Annotated in this window: 12 protein-coding genes; 4 read left to right on the plus strand and 8 right to left on the minus strand. The window is 45.5% G+C overall.

The genetic code is table 11. The features are described 5' to 3' along the window. Nucleotides 1-1,616: 1,616 nt before the first annotated feature. From MN210_RS06910 to MN210_RS06930, 5 genes are all read right to left on the minus strand, one after another. Entirely contained in the window at nucleotides 1,617-2,123 is a 507-nt protein-coding gene (locus MN210_RS06910) for a hypothetical protein (protein ID WP_338411921.1), read from the minus strand. 429 nt (nucleotides 2,124-2,552) lie between these two features. Continuing rightward, nucleotides 2,553-2,717 (minus strand): hypothetical protein, encoded by a 165-nt coding sequence (locus MN210_RS06915; RefSeq protein ID WP_338411922.1) that lies wholly within the window; start codon nucleotides 2,715-2,717, stop codon nucleotides 2,553-2,555. 935 nt (nucleotides 2,718-3,652) lie between these two features. Next, nucleotides 3,653-5,038, minus strand: coding sequence for a GA-like domain-containing protein (locus MN210_RS06920; protein ID WP_338411923.1), 1,386 nt, complete (start codon nucleotides 5,036-5,038; stop codon nucleotides 3,653-3,655). A gap of 85 nt (nucleotides 5,039-5,123) precedes the next feature. Next, entirely contained in the window at nucleotides 5,124-6,107 is a 984-nt protein-coding gene (locus tag MN210_RS06925; protein WP_338411924.1) for an OmpA family protein, read from the minus strand. Between the two features lie 702 nt (nucleotides 6,108-6,809). Then, a complete protein-coding gene (locus MN210_RS06930; protein WP_338411925.1) occupies nucleotides 6,810-7,952 on the minus strand; it encodes a M14 family metallopeptidase in 1,143 nt (380 codons plus the stop codon). Nucleotides 7,953-8,193: 241 nt separating this feature from the next. Here MN210_RS06930 and dnaE point away from each other — a divergent pair, with 241 nt between their 5' ends. The 4 genes from dnaE (at nucleotide 8,194) to MN210_RS06950 (ending at nucleotide 16,143) form a co-directional block, all read left to right on the plus strand. After that, nucleotides 8,194-11,805, plus strand: a complete 3,612-nt coding sequence (gene dnaE / locus MN210_RS06935; protein ID WP_338411926.1) for a DNA polymerase III subunit alpha — start codon at nucleotides 8,194-8,196, stop codon at nucleotides 11,803-11,805. Between the two features lie 931 nt (nucleotides 11,806-12,736). Beyond that, nucleotides 12,737-13,444: a hydrolase gene (locus tag MN210_RS06940; RefSeq protein ID WP_011960486.1), complete on the plus strand. Its 708-nt coding sequence runs from the start codon at nucleotides 12,737-12,739 to the stop codon at nucleotides 13,442-13,444. Nucleotides 13,445-13,572: 128 nt separating this feature from the next. After that, complete coding sequence (locus MN210_RS06945) at nucleotides 13,573-13,797, plus strand: DUF1427 family protein (RefSeq protein WP_255016271.1); 225 nt, start codon at nucleotides 13,573-13,575, stop codon at nucleotides 13,795-13,797. A gap of 459 nt (nucleotides 13,798-14,256) precedes the next feature. Continuing rightward, the gene (locus MN210_RS06950; RefSeq protein ID WP_338411927.1) at nucleotides 14,257-16,143 is read left to right on the plus strand and encodes an amidohydrolase; all 1,887 of its coding nucleotides are present in this window, start codon (nucleotides 14,257-14,259) and stop codon (nucleotides 16,141-16,143) included. A gap of 120 nt (nucleotides 16,144-16,263) precedes the next feature. Here MN210_RS06950 and MN210_RS06955 read toward each other — a convergent pair whose 3' ends face one another. From MN210_RS06955 to MN210_RS06965, 3 genes are read right to left on the minus strand one after another with little or no spacing between them, the layout of a single operon-like run. Continuing rightward, on the minus strand, nucleotides 16,264-17,046 hold the full coding sequence (locus tag MN210_RS06955; RefSeq protein ID WP_338411928.1) for a DUF3726 domain-containing protein: 783 nt from the start codon (nucleotides 17,044-17,046) through the stop codon (nucleotides 16,264-16,266). Further along, the gene (locus tag MN210_RS06960) at nucleotides 17,043-18,305 is read right to left on the minus strand and encodes a hypothetical protein (RefSeq protein WP_338411929.1); all 1,263 of its coding nucleotides are present in this window, start codon (nucleotides 18,303-18,305) and stop codon (nucleotides 17,043-17,045) included. The genes MN210_RS06955 and MN210_RS06960 overlap by 4 nt, the downstream gene beginning before the upstream one ends. Next, nucleotides 18,256-18,417 carry a hypothetical protein gene (locus MN210_RS06965; RefSeq protein ID WP_241878009.1) on the minus strand — a complete coding sequence of 54 codons (162 nt, stop codon included), beginning with the start codon at nucleotides 18,415-18,417 and terminating at the stop codon, nucleotides 18,256-18,258. The genes MN210_RS06960 and MN210_RS06965 overlap by 50 nt, the downstream gene beginning before the upstream one ends. Nucleotides 18,418-18,467 lie beyond the last annotated feature (50 nt).

Raw genomic sequence — 18,467 nt, forward strand, 5'->3', positions numbered from 1 at the left:
GCTGATCGGCGTGCCATCTTGGTGTCAATAGTAATATCGACTGGCGCGCTTTACCACTGATCGCGGTGCCATCAGCTTACAGTCGTGGTTTCGGTGTCGTTTTACCAGAGGGTGCCTGGCGCGCTCGTGCCATCAGTGCTGTGCGCTTGGTTTCGCCATTGATAGGTGCAGCTGAGGTATTACGCTGTGTTCCATAGCGTCGGCAGTTACCGACGGCGTGCCATCACCATGGTGTCAGAATATCTGAGCTGGCGCTTACCCTGATCGCGGTGCCATCGCATTAATTCCATGGTTGTGGGCTGTCGTTAGTGTGCCTGAGGCGGTATCGTACCTGGTCTCATCTTCATCGGTTGCTGTGGCGCTTGGTTTCGCCGTGCGGTGAGCTGAGTCCCGTATTCCATTTGGTCAGCGGTTCGTGTTCGCGTCCATCACGGTGCAATGGCAATCTGAGCCTGGTTTCCCGATCGCGGTGCATCAGCTTTCACATGGTGCTTCAGGCGCGGTGTCGTTGTTCGCCGGGCGGTATCGACCGCTCGTGCCTTCATCGGCGGCGCTTGGTTTCGCCATTGTAAGCGCACGATCTACCAGTTACCATTAGCTCGTGTATCTGGCGATCCCAGGTGATACAGGCCGTGTTTCCGTGATGGTGCCATCGCATTAATTACCACAGTCGGTGCGTTTGGCGCGGTGTCGTTGTGTCCCAGAGGCGGTATCTCCCTGGCGCGCTCGTGCCATCTTCATCGGTTGCTGTGGCGCGGTTCGCCTGTGGGCAGCTGAGTATCTACGCGTTACCATTAGCGTGCGGCGACGCGCCCGGTGTTGAATATCAGCCTGGCTGCTTTCCGCTGATCGCGGTGTGCTTACCACAGTCGTCGGTGTGTTGTGTCACCAGAGGCGGATCTCCCCTGGCCTCTTCATCGGTTTGGCGCTAGTTCATTGATCTAGCTGGGTATCCCACGAGTTACCCGTCCGGCGTGTAATCGGCGTGCCATCCCTGGTGTCATAATATCGCAGCTGCGCTTTACCCTGATCGCGTGCCCAGCATTAATTACAGTCGGTGCGTTTGGCGGGTGTCGTTAGTGTCCAGAGGCGTATCTCGGCGCTCGCATCTTCATCTTGCTGTGCGCACGGTTTCATTGATAAGCGGTGCAGCTGATTCCGTGTTACCTTGCGTCGGCACTGGTATCGGCGTGCCCAATTGTGTCAATATCTGAGCTGCGCTACCGATGCGCCATCAGCATTAATTAACACAGTCGTCTTCACGTTCGTTGTTCGCCGGCGGATGTACCTGGCGCTCTGCCCTTCATCGTTGGCGCTTACGGTTTCATGATAAGCGCAGCGAGATCCACAAGCCATTAGCGTCGGCGGTTACGTGTAATTGGTGCCATCACCATGGTGTCATAGCAATATCTGGCTGCGCTCGCGATCGCGGTGCATCACACAGTCGGTGCGTTTGGCGCGGTGTCGTTAGTGTCGCCTGAGGCGTATCTGTACCTGGCGCTCGTGCCATCTTCATCGGTTGCTGTGGCGCTTACGGTTTCGCCATTGATATGCGCTGAGTATCCACTGTAGTTACCTTGTCGGCAGTTGCGGTATCTGGCGCCATCACCATGGTGTCAATGTAATATCTGAGCCTGGCGTACCCTGATCGGTGCCATCAGCATTATACCACGTCGTGGTGCGGTGTCGTTAGTCGCCGGGCGTATCTGTACGGCACGCTGTGCCATTTCATCTTGCTGTGGCCACGGTTCATTGATAAGCGGTGCAGCTGAGGTATCCACACTGTAGTTACCATTTGCGTCGGCGTTGTGTATCTGGCGTCCATCACCATTGTAATAATATCGAGCCTGGCTGCGCCCGATCGCGGTGCCATCAGCATTAATTACCACAGTCGGTGCGTTTGGCGCGTGTCGAGTGTCACCAGAGGCGGATCTGTACCGGCGCGTCGTGCCATCTTCATCAGTTGCTGTGGCGCTTGGTTTCGCCATTGATAGCGGTGCGCTAGTATCCACACTAGTTACCATTAGCGTCGAGTTGTGTAATCGGCGTGCCATCACCGTGTCAATATCTGAGCCTGGCTGCGCTTTACCACTGATCGCGGTGCCATCGGCATTAATTACCACAGTCGGTGCTTCAGGTGCGGTGTCGTTAGTGTCGCGAGGCGGTATGCCTGGCGCCGTGCCTCTTCATCTGCTGTGCGCTTACGGTTTCGCCATTGATAAGCGGTGCGCTGTATCCACTATTTTGCGTCGCGGCTGATCTGGCGTGCCATCACCATTGGTGTCAATATATCTGGCGCGCGCTTTACCACTGATCGCGGTGCCATCAGCATTTACACAGTCGTGCTTCAGGTGCGTGCGTTAGTGTGCCGAGGCGGATCTGCCGGCGCTCGTGCCATCTTCATCGGTTGCTGTGGCGCTTACGGTTTCGCCATTGAGTAAGCGTGCGCTGAGGTATCCCTGGTTACATAGCGTCGGGTTGCTATTGCGCCATCACCATTGGTGTCAATAATATCTGAGCCTGCTGCGCTACCCTGATCGCGTGCCATCAGCTTATACATCGTGCTGGTGCGGTGTCGTTAGTGTCGCCGGGGGTATCGACGGCGCTCGTGCCATCTTCATCTGCTGTGGCGCTTCGGTTTCGCCATTATAAGCGGTCGCTGAGGTATCCACACTGTAGTTCATTAGCGTCGGCAGTTGCTGTCGGCTGCCATCCATGTTCAATAGTAATTTCTTTACCACTGATCGCGGTCATCACATTAATTACAGTCGGTGCTTCAGGTGCGGTGTCGTTGGTCGCTGACGGTATTGATGGCGCCGTGCCATCTTCATCTTGCTGTGGCGCTTACGGTTTCGCCATTGATGGGTGTATCTACGCAGTTACCAGGTCGGCAGTTGCTGAATCGGCGCCCACTGGTGTCAGTAATATCTGGCCTGGCTGCGCTTTACCACTGATCGCGGTATCGCATTATAAGTCGTGCTTCAGGTGCGGTGTCGTTAGTGTCGCCTGAGGCGGTACTGTACCGGCGCTCGTGCCATCTTATTTGCGGGCGCTACGGTTCGCCATTGATAAGCAGCGAGGTATCTCGCTGTAGTTACCATTGCGTCGCATTGCTGATCTGGCGTGCCATCCTGGTGTCAATGTAATACTGACCGGGCGCTTCCAGATCGCGGTGCCATCGCATATACCACAGTCGGTGCTTCAGGTGCGGTGTCGTTAGTGTCGCCGAGGCGGTATCACCTGGCGCGCTCGTGCCATCTTCATCGGTTGCTGTGGCGCTTACGGTTTCGCCATTGATAAGCGGTGCAGCTGAAGGTATCTACGCTGTAGTTACCATTAGCGTCGGCAGTTGCTGTGACTGGCGTGCCTCTGGTGTCAATAGTAATATCGACCTGGCTGCGCTTTACCGATCGCGGTGCCATCAGCTTACAGTCGTGCTTCAGGCGGCTCCCATAACATCACCAGGATCCGCTGCCACTGGTGCCATCTTCATCGGGCTGTGGCGCTTACGGTTTCGCCATTATAAGCGGTGCACTGAGTATCCCACAGTTACCATTAGCGTGAGTTGCTGTGATCGGCGTGCCATCACCAGGTGTCAATACAATCTGACCTGGCTGCGCTTTACCACTGATCGCGGTGCCATCAGCATTAATTACCACAGTCGGTGCTTCAGTGCGGTGTCGTTAGTGTCGCCTGAGGCGGTATCTGTCCCTGGCGCGCTCGTGCCATCTTCATCGGTTGCTGTGGCGCTTACGGTTTCGCCATTGATAAGCGGTGCAGCTGAGGTATCTACGCTGTAGTTACCATTAGCATCGGCAGTTGCTGTGTAATCTGGCGTGCCATCACCATTGGTGTCAATAGCAATATCTGAGCCTGGCTGCGCTTTACCACTGATCGCGGTGCCATCAGCATTAATTACCACAGTCGGTGCGTTTGGTGCATCACTATCCACAGGCTGATCTACTGGCGTAACTGGTGGCACGGTCACTTCATTCACGTCATCAGCGCGGGTTTGTAATTGCGCTTTTTCAACACTCTCTGGTAGCGCATCAACCGCCTCTTGGGCCGCGTCTTTGGTGCGGGCAACTTCCGCGTTGGCCGCTACAATCGCATCCGCTTCTGCTTGTGAGATGATGCCATCGGCATTAGCGTCTGTCAGTAGCTGCTCAGCTTGCGCCTCAGCTGCTTCAGCTTGGGCCAGTAAGTCTTGGGCAGCAGTGGTATCTACAGGCTGATCGACTGGCGTAACTGGTGGCACGGTTACTTCATTCACGTCATCAGCGCGGGTTTGTAGCTGCGCTTTTTCAACACTCTCTGGTAGCGCATCAACTGCCTCTTGGGCCGCATCTTTGGTGCGGGCAACTTCTGCGTTTGCTTCTACGATCGCATCGGCTTCTGCTTGGCTAATCACGCCATCTTCAGCAGCAGCGGCTAATAGCTGCTCAGCTTGCGCCTCAGCTGCTTCAGCTTGGGCAATAAGATCACGTGCAATTATGATATTATCAGGCTCTGTCACTGGAGGGACACTTGATCCGCCACTACCACCATTATTGGATAAGGCAGCACCGACAATACCGACACCTGCCAAACCAACAAGCCAAGGCATGGCATTAAAACCTTCTACATCACCCGCACTTACCCACCAAGGCGTAACTTGATGTTCACCACCTAATGCCTGGCCCTCGATATTTCCAGATTCTAATTCAGTAACGTAATCTGCCACTTCACCAGAATCTGGAATGTAGTAATAATAGCCCCCATCTTCTGCTAAGCCGATTAACGCACTTTGAGGATAGTCATAAAAGCCCTCAATGATTAAGTCACTACTTTCACCGTCATCCTCCATAGAAACATGAAGATCATCACCCACACGTTTGGTCACAATGTGATTAGGGGCACGGCCCATTGCTTTATCAAATAATTCATAATTGGCATTTTGTACAGCACGAATGACTGTGGGCTTACCATCTTGAGTGATGATGTTATGTTCAGCGATAGTTTGTGTGGCATTGTTTACTTTTACGATAATATTTTTCATGCTTTTCCTAATAGGTATTAAATAGTTCTTCTAGATGTTAAATTGTTTTAAATTAAGACGGTCAATAAAGTAAGTGGTTAATAAACTACTGACTAATGATGGCAACGACCCGGCGATTCTCTTGGCGACCTTGCTCTGTATCATTAGTTGCAACAGGACGTGACTCACCATAGCCTTGAGCCATCAAGCGCTGACTACTGATCCCATATTGATTAACCATTTTGTCTTTGACCGCTTGAGCACGCTGCTCAGACAGTCTCTGATTATAAGCGGCATTGCCTTTACTATCCGTGTGCCCTTCTAACACAGCAGTAACCTCAGGATGTTGTCTCATAAAATCAACAACTGCTTCTATTTTTTGAGAATAAGAGGATCGAATATTGGCGCTGTCAAAATCAAATAGGACATCAAGCTTAATGGGTTGATTGACAACAATGGGTTCTGGCGAGATATCTGTAGGTGTTGGTGCAGGCTGAGCAACTGGCTGACAATTGTTTTGTACCACGCGGCTAATTTGGTGGGTTTGTTCCGGTAGGTTTTGTAGCATAGAGATTGCGGTTGCATCATCTATTGGTTGAGCGATAGGTAGGCTGGTTCGTTGATCAATAATGACTTGATAATAATAAGTTTTCTTGGGCTGTAAGGTTTCAACTGAAGCGGTATTATTTAAATAATTGGTTTTGCTACGAGTTATTTCTGTACTCAAATTATGACGCCCAGTGCACACAATAGACTGTGAGTATTGACCAGGCTGCAAGCTTGTCTGAAAACGATCATCAATACCGATATTAATGCTGCCTTGGTAATCTTCTCTTAGATTTACTACGTCATCAGCCTGACGAAAAACCACAATTCGGCTTTGATAACGGCTTAAGTCTGAGTTATTAGGCACACTAAAAAGATCGCCCTTTTTCTCCCAATGCACATTATTAATATAGCGACTACTACTATTATTAGCACTATTCACTGCCGACGTTGTGTCATGTGAATTGAAGTTAGGGAAGGTTTGACAGCCACTTAACGTAATCGCTGCGAATAAAGAAGACAGTATGAGGGGGTTTAGATTCATTTATTTTTCTCTATGAATGGAGTAATCAAAAGGTGATGTTGATGATATTAGAGTTATATTGACAGTCGCTTAATCAGCTGTTGTTTAGCGGCTAGAAAGATGAGTTAACAAGCTCGGTTGAATTTATTATAGAAAATACGCGGTTATTCAAAATGAATGACACAATATAAAATCTGTCAAAAACAAGAGGTATTGAAAAAAATCAGAATCCACTGGCTTACTTAAGCCTTCTAGCAAACATATTAAAGTTGAAGGCAACCTAAATATTGGCTCTACTTTTAGTTATATAATTGTATAATACTAAAATAATCTATGATTACAATATTTTATTAGCATTCATAAGAAAAATTAAACATATATCTTATACTTTAAAAGAATTGAAACTATTTAGAAAAATAACATTACTTAAAAAAAACATTATAAAAACTATATAGAATTAATTAAAAAAGCATTGTAGGTAATAAAACTACAGAAAATTATAAGAAAAATTACATGGCGCTATTGCCTGAATTAAGAGATATAGGCAAGATGATGCGTCTTTAATTTAGTTAACACAGAGTTTTGAACGCCCTCTTCAAAATTCTGTGTCATTCCCATGAAATATTCAAAACAGCAGGATTTTATAGCGACTTACGATAAAAAAAGCCTTCCAAGCTAAGCTTAGAAGGCTTGAATATTTCATGAACAACTTAGGATAATAAACTAACGCAGCTCATCCACCACAGCAAGCATAGCGACTAATGACGCCTCACCCAGTTTAATTGAGCGCTCAGGTGACCAGCCGACCAGCTCATCTGGTGAATTGGCATTGTCTTTAAACGGCATCTCAAGCGTATTGGCTAAGCAATCAAAACGCTCAGCGACTGCATTGGTGGCCACTGTCATATTGGCTTCACCCGGCGCATCAATTTCATAGCCAAACTCAGTTTGGAAGTCAGCACTGGCAAGGGTCAACACCTCAGAGAATTTATCACGAAGATTTGCCAATCGCTCACTATAGCTTGGTGTCCCTTGCGAGCCTGCTAAGAAGACGTAAGGCAGTGCTTCATCGCCATGCACATCATAAAATAGATCTACGCCGGTCTTATCCATTTTGTTAAGTACATGGTACACCTCAGGGCTTTTCTCCAGACTTGGGCTCTCCCACTCACGGTTTAAATTCGTGCCTACCGCATTGGTGCGCAGGTGTCCACGCACACTGCCATCTGGGTTCATGTTTGGTACGATATAGAAGTTGGCCTTGTCAAGCAAACGTCTGCCAGTGGTGTTGTCACTGTCTAACAAGCTATAAAGCAGACCTTCCATCAGCCACTCAGCCATGGTCTCACCCGGATGCTGGCGAGCGATAATCCATATATTACGCTTTTCATTTGACGCCTCATTATCATCATCACTACTGACTTTGACCAAGGTTAAATCCCGTTTATCAAGGGTCTCACCCAGATGCTCTAAAGTGACCAAAGGATGAGTCTGAACCGCTGCCAATAAGTCTTGATGACGCTCATAACTATAGGGGGCAAAATAGGCAATTTGGATACCTTCACACTCAAGCTCAACATCAATGGTCAGTTTGCCCTCTTTATAAGACGTCGGTAAGCGGAACCAATATTGACGGTCATAAGAAGCGACGGCTTGATAATCCTCCCAGCCCTCGACATACGAGGACTCGCCAGCATTGACAATATTGAGCACATATTGATCACCGATGTCACCGGTCAGACGAAAATTAAACCACTGAAAAAACTCATCGCCAACATCTGGACGAATAGCCAGTTCAATATTTTTAGGATTGTCGGCATTTAAAACCTCAATATTACCGGCATCGAAATTGGCAGAAATATGCATAATAGGGTCCTTGATTGGAGGGTATACAATAAATGGTCATCATAAAAACAGCAAAATCTGTTAGTAATATAAGAGTGTAACACTGCGCCTAGCTATGGCTCAATATGCTTAAAAATGCTATAGTTATCCTCTTGTTTATTGGTTTACTTGGTATAAACAAGCCACTTCTTTTGAGCGCTATACGCTATATAGCGTAGCTTCGCCACATCATCTCTATTTTAATCAGCTAATCAGGTCATTTATGGCGTTTGTACATCTTGGTATTCACAGCGAATTTTCTATTACGGACTCTATTATCCGTATCAAACCTATGGTCAAAGCGGCCGCTGCTGATGGACAGATGGCACTGGCATTGACAGATTTATCGAATTTGTATGCCACTGTTAAATTCTATCGTGCCTGCCTAGATGCGGCGATAAAGCCCATTATTGGTGCTGAGATTATTCTTGATGATGAACATACTCGTTTAACCTTGCTTGCCATGAATAACGAGGGTTATCAAAGCATTACCCGTATTGTCTCGCTAGGCTTCACTGATGGCCGCATGAATCCTGATAACCGAGGAACACCTATTGTCAATAAAGCGCATTTGCTAGATAACAGCGCAGGGGTTATTGTACTATTCACCGAAAAATCTGATGTGGGCCAAGCTTTATTAGGCGCAAACCCAGAGCGCGGACATCAATTGATTAGCGAGTATCAAGCAGTATTTGGTGATCGCCTGTATTTTGCGATAAAGCGCACCAAACGGGCTTTGGAAGATACTTTTATTGAACAGGCCATTTTGGCAGGTCAGCGTCATGGTATTGCCACAGTGGCCCATAATGACGTGCGCTTTTTGGAAGAAGAGGACTTTGATGCTCACGAAGCTCGAGTGTGTATTGCCTCCTCCCATGTATTGGCTGATCCCAATAGGCCACACGACTACTCAAGTGAACAGTATCTAAAGACTCAAGCCCAGATGACTGAGCTATTTTCCGATATCCCTCAGGTGGTTCAAAACACGGTCATTCTAGCGCAGCGCTGTAACGTTACTTTGACACTGGGCATAAACGTATTGCCTGAATTTCCAGTACCAGAAGGTGAGACCATTGAGTCTTTCTTCAGAGCTGAGTCGCAGCGCGGGCTGGAGGCACGTTTGGATAAGTTATATCCAGTAAGCGAGCGTGATGAGACGTGGCCTGAGATTCGCAGACCCTATGATGAGCGCTTAAACCATGAGCTTAATATTATCTTGGAGATGGGATTTCCGGGCTACTTCTTAATCGTTATGGACTTTATTCGCTGGGCCAAGGCCAATGGCGTGCCTGTCGGTCCAGGGCGTGGTTCGGGCGCCGGCTCGTTAGTGGCCTACGCCTTGAACATCACCGACCTTGATCCGCTGCATTATGATCTGCTGTTTGAGCGCTTCTTAAACCCCGAGCGTGTGTCCATGCCTGACTTCGATATCGACTTTTGTATTGAAGGGCGTGACCGCGTCATTGAATACGTGGCCAGTCAGTATGGCCGTGAAGCGGTGTCGCAGATTATCACCTTTGGTACCATGGCGGCTAAAGCTGTGGTGCGAGACGTGGCTCGTGTCCAAAGTAAATCTTATGGCTTGGCTGATAAAATCTCCAAGCTTATTCCAAAGACGCCCGGTATCTCTTTAAAAGACGCCCTACTCGAGGAGCCTCAGCTTAAGGATTTGCTGTCTAATCCGGACAACATGGACTATGAAGATGCCAATGAAATCTGGGAGATGGCCATTAAGCTTGAGGGCATCACTCGTAACGTCGGTAAGCATGCCGGTGGGGTACTAATCGCCCCGAACAAAATCACCGACTTTAGTGCGATTTATTGTGATGAAGAAGGTCACCGGGTTAGCCAATTCGACAAAGATGACGTAGAGTCTGTCGGCCTAGTTAAGTTCGACTTCTTAGGTCTACGCAACCTAACGGTTATCAATGCCGCTGTCAAAAACATCAACGAGCGCCGTGCCCGCGAAAACAAACCCGCTTTAGAGCTTGAAGACTTACCGCTTGATGATACAAATGCCTATAAGCTGCTACAAGACGCCAAAACCACAGCGGTGTTCCAGCTAGAGAGCTCGGGTATGAAAAAATACCTGGCCAAGCTGCAACCGACCAACATCGAAGACGTTATCGCCATGTGTGCGTTATACCGCCCCGGCCCATTGGATGCTGGCATGGTAGAGATGTATATTGACCGCAAACATGGGCGTGAAGAGGTTGTATACGATCACCCCAACCTCGAGCCAATTTTGGAGAACACCAACGGCGTTATTGTCTACCAAGAACAGGTAATGCAAATCTCACAGGTCATGGCTGGCTATAGCTTAGGCGGCGCTGACATGCTGCGCCGTGCCATGGGTAAAAAGAAACCTGAAGAGATGGCCAAACAGCGTGACATTTTTGTGACCGGTGCCACAGCACAAGGTATTGACCCTGTCATCTCTGGCGGTGTGTTTGATTTGATGGAAAAATTCGCCGGTTACGGCTTTAACAAGTCGCACTCAGCCGCTTACGGGGTACTTGCCTATCAAACGGCTTATCTCAAATATTACTACCCAGCTGAGTTTATGGCAGCAGTCCTTACCTCAGATATGAACAACACCGATAACGTGGTGTTCTTCATTAACGATTGCCGTGAAAACTTCGATCTTAGCGTCGATAACCCCTCAGTAAATCGAAGTGAATGGCACTTTGTGGCCGATACTCCCACCAACATCATCTATGGTTTAGGTGCCATTAAAGGCGTCGGTGAAGGTGCGGTAGATTCTATCGTGCAAGCACGTCGTCAAGGGGGCAAGTTTACAGATCTTTATGATTTTTGCCGCCGAGTAGATATCAAAAAGGTAAACAAGCGCACCTTAGAGGCGTTAATTAAATCTGGCTGCTTTGATGACTTTGCCATTACCCAGCGCCCAGATTTAGCAGCAGATGAGCGCCATCAGATTCGCGGTGCGTTAATGGCACAGCTGCCAAGTGCAGTACAAGCGGCGGAACAAGAGCGTCAAAATAACGAAATGGGCATGATGGACTTATTCAGTGAAGTCGATAATGCCACCACCGCACCGCCACTGCCTACAGATAGCGGTCTGATTTGGGGAGACAAGCACCGTCTCAAAGCTGAAAAAGACACCCTAGGGCTTTATTTAACCGGTCATCCCCTAGATCAATACCGCAAAGAGGTGGCTGTTTATACCTCAAATGCCCGTTTAGATAGCTTGGCAGATACTGGCTATAACGGCAGTACTTTTTTTGCCGGTTTGATTATGGACATCGCAAACTTTGGTAACCGCTGCGTCATTACACTTGATGATGGCACAGCCCGTCTTGAGGTTAGCTGCTATGCTGAGCGTTTTAACCGCATTAAAGACAAGCTCAAGGTCGATGAGGTAATTGTTATCAAAGGCGGCATTCGAGACCGTGATGGCCGGTTATTCGCCCGTTTAGACAATGCTTATACCCTGCTTGAATGCCGTCAACGTTGGGTAAAAAAGATAAGTATCAAGATTCACAGCCAAAACACCTTGTTGCTTGACTCACTACAACCCTTACTAAAGCCTGCTCAGAGTCATCTCATTCCAAATCATCAAAGCCCCGCCTTCGATGAAGACAGTGATGACGGCAATTCAATGGAAGCTTACTATAACGGCAACTCGGATATGACAGCGGCTCCGGTAGCACAAAACGATGGCTGTATTCCTATCGCTCTAAACATTTATACCGACTTTGCCATTGCCAATGTCAGTTTAAATGACAACTGGCGTCTGTACCCCACAGATGACAATTTAATACAGCTGGGCACCTTAGTACCCCAGGACAACTTGTATTTCCATTACCAGTAGCCTTTAAACCAGTAACCTCTAACACGCTTAATATTTGGCGTTTTAATCGAAAAATGCTTAAGCTTTGTTTGAAAGCTTAAGCATTTTTTTGTGTGTCGAACAAATTTAAGCACCTCTTGCTCCTATTAAGTAAGACTCTCTCAAGTTATCACCAATCAGCTCTAAAAAGGTTGCAAAATAACCTATTATAAAGACGACTCAAATGGGCTGAGCGAAATTAATCGCGCCACTTTTTCGTAATTTGCTGATTATATTTTGGGATTTTATTGGCAGATCAGTCAATTTAGACCTAGATTTGTTATCCAAATTGGCTTCTTAATAAATAAATTCGAGCTCTATTTACCGCATAAAATCTCGAAAATTAATTATTTTATACCTCATTTTTACTTAATTTAGTCTAATATTGGTTCATTAAATTATAAACAAACTAAATTTAAAATCTAAATAATACAAGATCACTATGTACTCACAAATAAAACCAATTTTTATTTAAAGCCATTAAAACTTCGATGTTTTAAAAGAAAATTATTTATTAAAACTAAATAAAATATTGGGGCATATTTTAATCTAAATGACAACCAATACCCAAAAAAATAGCCTAAAAATCACAAAAAACCCCTAAACATCTTCGGTAATTAAATCAAAAAAATAGCCTGCAAACCCTTTTATAACAGTGTATAACAACTGTAACACGGGACTTGTCAGTATTTAATTCTACTAATATAATGACCCTCGACGGCACTTAGCACGCAGAGAAATACTGATTGTATAAATCCGTTATAAGACCTGCTTTTAGTTAAGCTATATTATTAAATAGAATACTAGCCTAACCCAGGATGCCCAGCCACGTTAATTGCTAAAGCATTTATCTAGCAGCTCTGTAATTAACTCATTTAAATTCTAATTAATCATATAAATAGGAATAAAAACTATGTCTACTTCATCTAAAGCATTATTAGAACTTTTAACGCCAGAAAATTGCCAAGTAATCTTTATTGACCAACAACCACAAATGGCATTTGGCGTACAGTCTATCGACCGTCAAACTCTTAAAAACAATGTTGTTGGTTTAGCCAAAGCTGCTAAAGTTTTCAATATTCCTACTACTATTACTACTGTTGAGACAGCCAGCTTCTCTGGTAACACCTTACCAGAACTATTAGAAGTGTTCCCAGATAACGATCTTCTTGAGCGTAGCTCAATGAACTCTTGGGATGACCAAAATGTTCGTGATGCTTTAGCCGAAAATGCTAAAAATGGCCGTAAGAAGATTGTTGTGTCAGGCCTATGGACTGAAGTATGTAACCTATCTTTCGCTCTTTCTTGCTTACAAGATACTGATTATGAAATCTATATGGTAGCTGACGCTTCTGGTGGTACTACTGTAGAAGCACATCAGTGGGCTATGGAGCGTATGCTTCAAGTAGGCGTTGTTCCTGTAACTTGGCAGCAAGTGCTTCTTGAGTGGCAACGTGACTGGGCTAACAAAGCAACTTATGATGCTGTAATGGACATCGTACGTGAGCACTCTGGTGCGTATGGTATGGGTGTTGACTATGCCTACACTATGGTTCATAAAGCGCCTGCGCGTGTTGCAGCTAAAGGTAGCATCGGTCCTAACCCTGCTCCAAAAAAATAATTAACGATTAAACGTTACCTTTATTTTTAAATAAAAAAGGGCGAACTTAGCTTGTGAACTAACTTAATCCTAGTTATATCGAGCTCAGTTAGTCCTTTTTTGCATTCACCCACCCGAGTATATCCCTCATGAAAATCTATTTAGCTTCTTTAATTGTCGGTATTGTTGTTGGTGTTATCTATAGTGTTGTCAATGTTCGCTCTCCTGCACCGCCTACTTGGGCATTGGTCGGGCTGTTCGGAATGCTGATTGGGGAGCAGCTCATTCCTTTTGTTAAGCAGCACGTATTTCACACGCCACCGTCTGCTGAGCAAGTAGTACAACAAGATAGCTCTCAAAATAATATGCAGTAATCTCTGCTTGCTATTCATAGCATACAGACAAGTAAATAAAGCCTAGTCTCTATGGCTCAATAACTTTTATTTTCTTATTTGTATTTGTGAGTTTAACCAAGCATTATTATAGATTAGCTAAACTATTTGAGTTGTCTAAATTGCAAATCATAGGGATTAACCTTTAGTGCATGAAATGTCACATAGGTAATCTATGACTGCGCTCACATTAAGCGATATAAGAGGTATCGAGTCGTTTTGTAGATTACGAAAAAAATATTGTATGGCTTTAGTGTTGTTGTGTATTGAATAAATACTTAATAGTTGCGACTCACTGATATCTTATATACGATAATAAAGCGATGACGATAAGATCTAATAAGTAATCATCCATGGAAGTCGACAAGTCTGTGAAATTGCACTGTAATCAATCATACCTTGTTGAATAATGTTTTACTTCATTATAATTAGGATAATAATATGACAACTCCAGACATTATCTATCATAACGGGAAAATAACCACTTTAAATCGCTCACAGCCTACGGCGGAAGCGGTCGCTATTAAAGATGGTAAATTTGTGGCCGTAGGTAGTGATTCAGAAATTCTTTCAATGGCAGGCAGCAATACTAAGTCGATTAACCTAAAAGGACGTAGTGTACTACCAGGCTTATTTGATAATCATACTCACGTCATCCGCGGTGGCCTCAATTACAACATGGAACTACGCTGGGATGGTGTACGCACGCTTGCAGATGCTATGGCGATGTTGAAGCAGCAAGTGGCAAATACCCCTTCTCCTCAGTGGGTACGTGTGGTTGGTGGCTTTACTGAAAATCAGTTTGCTGAAAAGCGCCTTCCTACCATTGATGAAATCAACGCCGTTGCTCCAGATACGCCCGTATTTATCTTACACCTATATGATCGCGCTTTACTGAATGCGGCTGCTTTACGTGCAGTAGGTTATACAAAAGAGACGCCAGAACCACCTGGTGGCGAGATTCAACGTGATGCCAATGGCAATCCAACAGGCCTACTGTTAGCCAAGCCAAATGCTTCAATTCTTTATGCTACTTTGGCCAAAGGTCCAAAGCTACCCTTTGAATACCAATTAAATTCTACGCGTCATTTTATGCGTGAGCTGAACCGCTTAGGTGTGACTGGTATTATTGATGCTGGTGGTGGCTCGCAGAACTATCCTGATGATTATGAAGTGGTTCAAAAGCTTCATGATGAAGGTCAGCTGACTGTTCGTATGGCCTACAACCTATTTACTCAAAAGCCAAAAGAAGAAAAAGAAGACTTCTTAAACTGGACGTCATCGGTCACTTATAAGCAAGGTGATGACTACTTCCGCCATAATGGCGCAGGTGAAATGCTGGTGTACTCAGCTGCTGACTTTGAAGATTTCCGTCAGCCACGTCCTGAAATGCCCGCTGATATGGAGCATGACCTTGAAGAAGTGATTCGTATTTTGGCTCAAAACAAATGGCCATGGCGCTTACATGCTACTTACGATGAGACCATTGAGCGTGCCCTTAATGTTTATGAAAAGGTGAACGAAGAGATTCCTTTTGAAGGTCTAAACTGGTTCTTTGACCATGCTGAAACTATCTCTCAGAGAAACATTGACCGTATCGCAGCGTTAGGCGGTGGTATTGCTGTTCAGCATCGTATGGCTTACCAAGGCGAATACTTCGCTGAGCGTTATGGCACTGCGGCAGCGTCTAACACCCCACCTGTTAAGCAAATGCTAGACAGCGGCGTCAATGTATCGGCAGGTACAGATGCAACACGTGTTGCCTCTTATAACCCATGGGTCTCTCTATCATGGTTAATCAGTGGTCAGACCGTTGGCGGTATGCAGCTATATGATCAAGACAACCTATTAGACCGTGAAACAGCGCTACGTATGTGGACAGAAAAAGTCGCTTGGTTTACCAATGAAGAAGGCAAACGTGGTCGCATTGAAGAAGGTTATTTAGCAGACTTCATCGTACCAAACAAAGACTTTTTCGCCATTCCAGAAAATGAAATTCCTTATCTTACCTCAGATTTAACAGTCGTGGGCGGTAAGACGGTATATGGTGCGGGTGAATTCTCAGACTTCGACTCACCAATCCCCCCTGCTATGCCAGATTGGTCACCTGTCAATCAGTATGGCGGCTACGCTGCTTGGGGTGATCCTGAAGGGGCTGGCAAGAACTCTTTAGCGCCAAACAGTGCTGCCATGGCCGCCTCTTGTGGCTGCTCAAGCGCCTGTAACTTGCATGGCCATAATCATGCCAAGGCTTGGAAATCAAATGCACCTGTCTCTAACATGAAAGACTTCTTCGGTGCCTTTGGTTGCTCTTGCTGGGCTGTTTAAGCACTTTTAATAAACGCCTAGTTTAGTTTTTAATAACGAGAAGCCCGCTGATTAGCGGGCTTTTTTGTATTTTGAATTATAACTTGATGAGTATAGAGTAATAATAGCAGAGTAGTCACATTATACGCCACCAGCACCTCTCATTGACTGCTCACTGTTCTTTACTAACATATGCTTAGCGGTTTCTTTCAAAATACCCCATTCTACGGAGTTAACTTTAATTCCAGTATCCCAAGATGATTGATGGCGCTTTAAGATTTCCTCTGAGCTTAGATAGTCCACGTGGTTTTTTCCATAGCGCTCTAAGACAAAGTCGTTATCAGCCAACTCAATGATCATGTCTTGGGGCCCATCTATCTCATCGACCTGTTCATCAAAGAAGTAAAGTTCAGGATAAATATTACCTAAGTTTAATATGAACAAAGTATGTCTGGGTTCTGCTCCATTATCCCAGCGTGCCATACAAGCAATACCTTTTACAGCAAGCCTGACTAACTCCCCGTAAGCCAGCCAGCGATTATGGCAGTTTTTTAGCTCAATCTTAATATGATGGTGCTTATCATCTGCAAAATGCTCTAACGCATAGTCTAAAACTGCCGGTAGGTGATAAGCGATACTATTGCCATGAAAATCAAACGTCAAAGTTAATGAAGACTTAGACTTCTCATCATTTTCATCTAATACCACTTCATCAACAATCTGATTATTGATAATATCTAATTCGACTTCTTGCTCATTGAACAGAAAATCACTGGCATTGTTAAATTGGCGAATACCTTCAAGCCCAGCCATCTGTAGCTCTGCCACCATGATGGCAATGAGATCGGCCTCGCCATATTCATTACGCGTGCCCAAAAAAGCCTTTTGCACCAAGCTTATAATTTCATTATGAGAGACTATCATATTTCATCTCCTTGCTGTATTTCTGCTTCTGTCGGCAACAAAGGAAATAGCCACTCTGCTTCATGAGCCTCTTCAAATAAAGGCGCGCCTTGGAATAAAGTAATGCGTACCCACCGATCTGAACGCGGATCAAATTTAGTCGCTCCAAATATAGATAATTTACAGCGCAGTAAATTCATAGGTAGTGCATCCTTATGTAGCACATTCATTTGAATATCACCCATTGGCTTGTTACCCATATTCCACACACGGCGAATAATACCGCGATACTTTGGATGCTTTAAGACAAACTCTGACAGCTTTTGCGACTCATCAGCCTGTTTCATCGCCAAATAAAGATTGCGTGCTTGCCTACCGATATCTAAGGGCAACTCTTTTTCAACACCTTCCTCTACACCTCTAACACCAAGCCTTGGCTCTTCTTTATTTTCAGAGCGATACCAAAACCAGTAAGCATTATTAGAATCAGTGAAGTCGGTATGAATTGCCCACTGATAACGAGCTTCCAAGATACGGATAATGTCGCCCACCTTTTTACCTAAAGGCACCTCCATGGTTTCATCAGCATTCATAAGTGACTCAAACGCATCTACTTTTTCAGGATACAGCGCCATTAAGCAGGCGATTAAGACCTCCTGCGCCTCATAGCTCATATATTGATAATGTTTGAGCAGCTCTCGCCAAATGCATAAAGTTGATGCAGTCAACTCAACAGACTTAAGCAGCTCTTCAAGTTCTGATACTGCCGTTTGATTCTTTTGTTGCTGTCGCTCATTGATAGTAACAACTTGCTGTAGGTGTTTTACAGCTCGCTCAAGGTATTGTTTTAATGTTGCAAACTTGTTCGTTTCAATCTTGCCCTCTAATACAGTGGCTAATGCCTGCTCTCTGGTGCTTAGCCACTGATCAACAATACAAGGGTGGTTAATGAGGTAAGGCGCCATACCCAAACCCGTTGCATTGCCCACACCTAGATAACGTTGTAGTTTAGGATGCAAACCAACTGCGGTCTCCCCGCCTCTATTCTTCGCTAAGAAATCCACCAAATCTAGGCTGAACTGGCGTAATAAATAGACGGCACACATCTGAGCACTAAATGACTGACCAAAGTCGATGGTTTTTTCTAATGGTTTAAAATCATGGATTCCAAATTTGCCATTGCCATAGACAGCAGTCGTTCTTAGAATATACCCCACTTGTGCTAGCACTTCAGGCTTTGGCTGATTGCCACTCGCTAAGCCTGTCAACAATGTGCTCAAACACGCGCATACTCTTATTCGCCCGTGCCAGAACAATCACTTTATTTGAGTTACGTCCTGCCTCTTGCAGCGGCACATTTGCACGCAGCTGCTCAAGTAGCTCATCAGGCACCTCACCTAGGACGAGCCTTATTTGAACCTGGTAATAACTCGATCTTAACG

The sequence above is a fragment of the Psychrobacter raelei genome, assembly GCF_022631235.3.
GTDB lineage: Bacteria > Pseudomonadota > Gammaproteobacteria > Pseudomonadales > Moraxellaceae > Psychrobacter > Psychrobacter raelei.

Coding starts and splice junctions, on each gene's coding strand:
- dnaE (WP_338411926.1), top strand. CDS start 8,194: ATGGCGTTTGTACATCTTGGTATTCACAGCGAATTTTCTATTACGGAC.
- MN210_RS06945 (WP_255016271.1), top strand. CDS start 13,573: ATGAAAATCTATTTAGCTTCTTTAATTGTCGGTATTGTTGTTGGTGTT.
- MN210_RS06950 (WP_338411927.1), top strand. CDS start 14,257: ATGACAACTCCAGACATTATCTATCATAACGGGAAAATAACCACTTTA.
- MN210_RS06955 (WP_338411928.1), bottom strand. CDS start 17,046: ATGATAGTCTCTCATAATGAAATTATAAGCTTGGTGCAAAAGGCTTTT.
- MN210_RS06925 (WP_338411924.1), bottom strand. CDS start 6,107: ATGAATCTAAACCCCCTCATACTGTCTTCTTTATTCGCAGCGATTACG.
- MN210_RS06920 (WP_338411923.1), bottom strand. CDS start 5,038: ATGAAAAATATTATCGTAAAAGTAAACAATGCCACACAAACTATCGCT.
- MN210_RS06915 (WP_338411922.1), bottom strand. CDS start 2,717: ATGGATGGCAGCCGACAGCAACTGCCGACGCTAATGAACTACAGTGTG.
- MN210_RS06940 (WP_011960486.1), top strand. CDS start 12,737: ATGTCTACTTCATCTAAAGCATTATTAGAACTTTTAACGCCAGAAAAT.
- MN210_RS06930 (WP_338411925.1), bottom strand. CDS start 7,952: ATGCATATTTCTGCCAATTTCGATGCCGGTAATATTGAGGTTTTAAAT.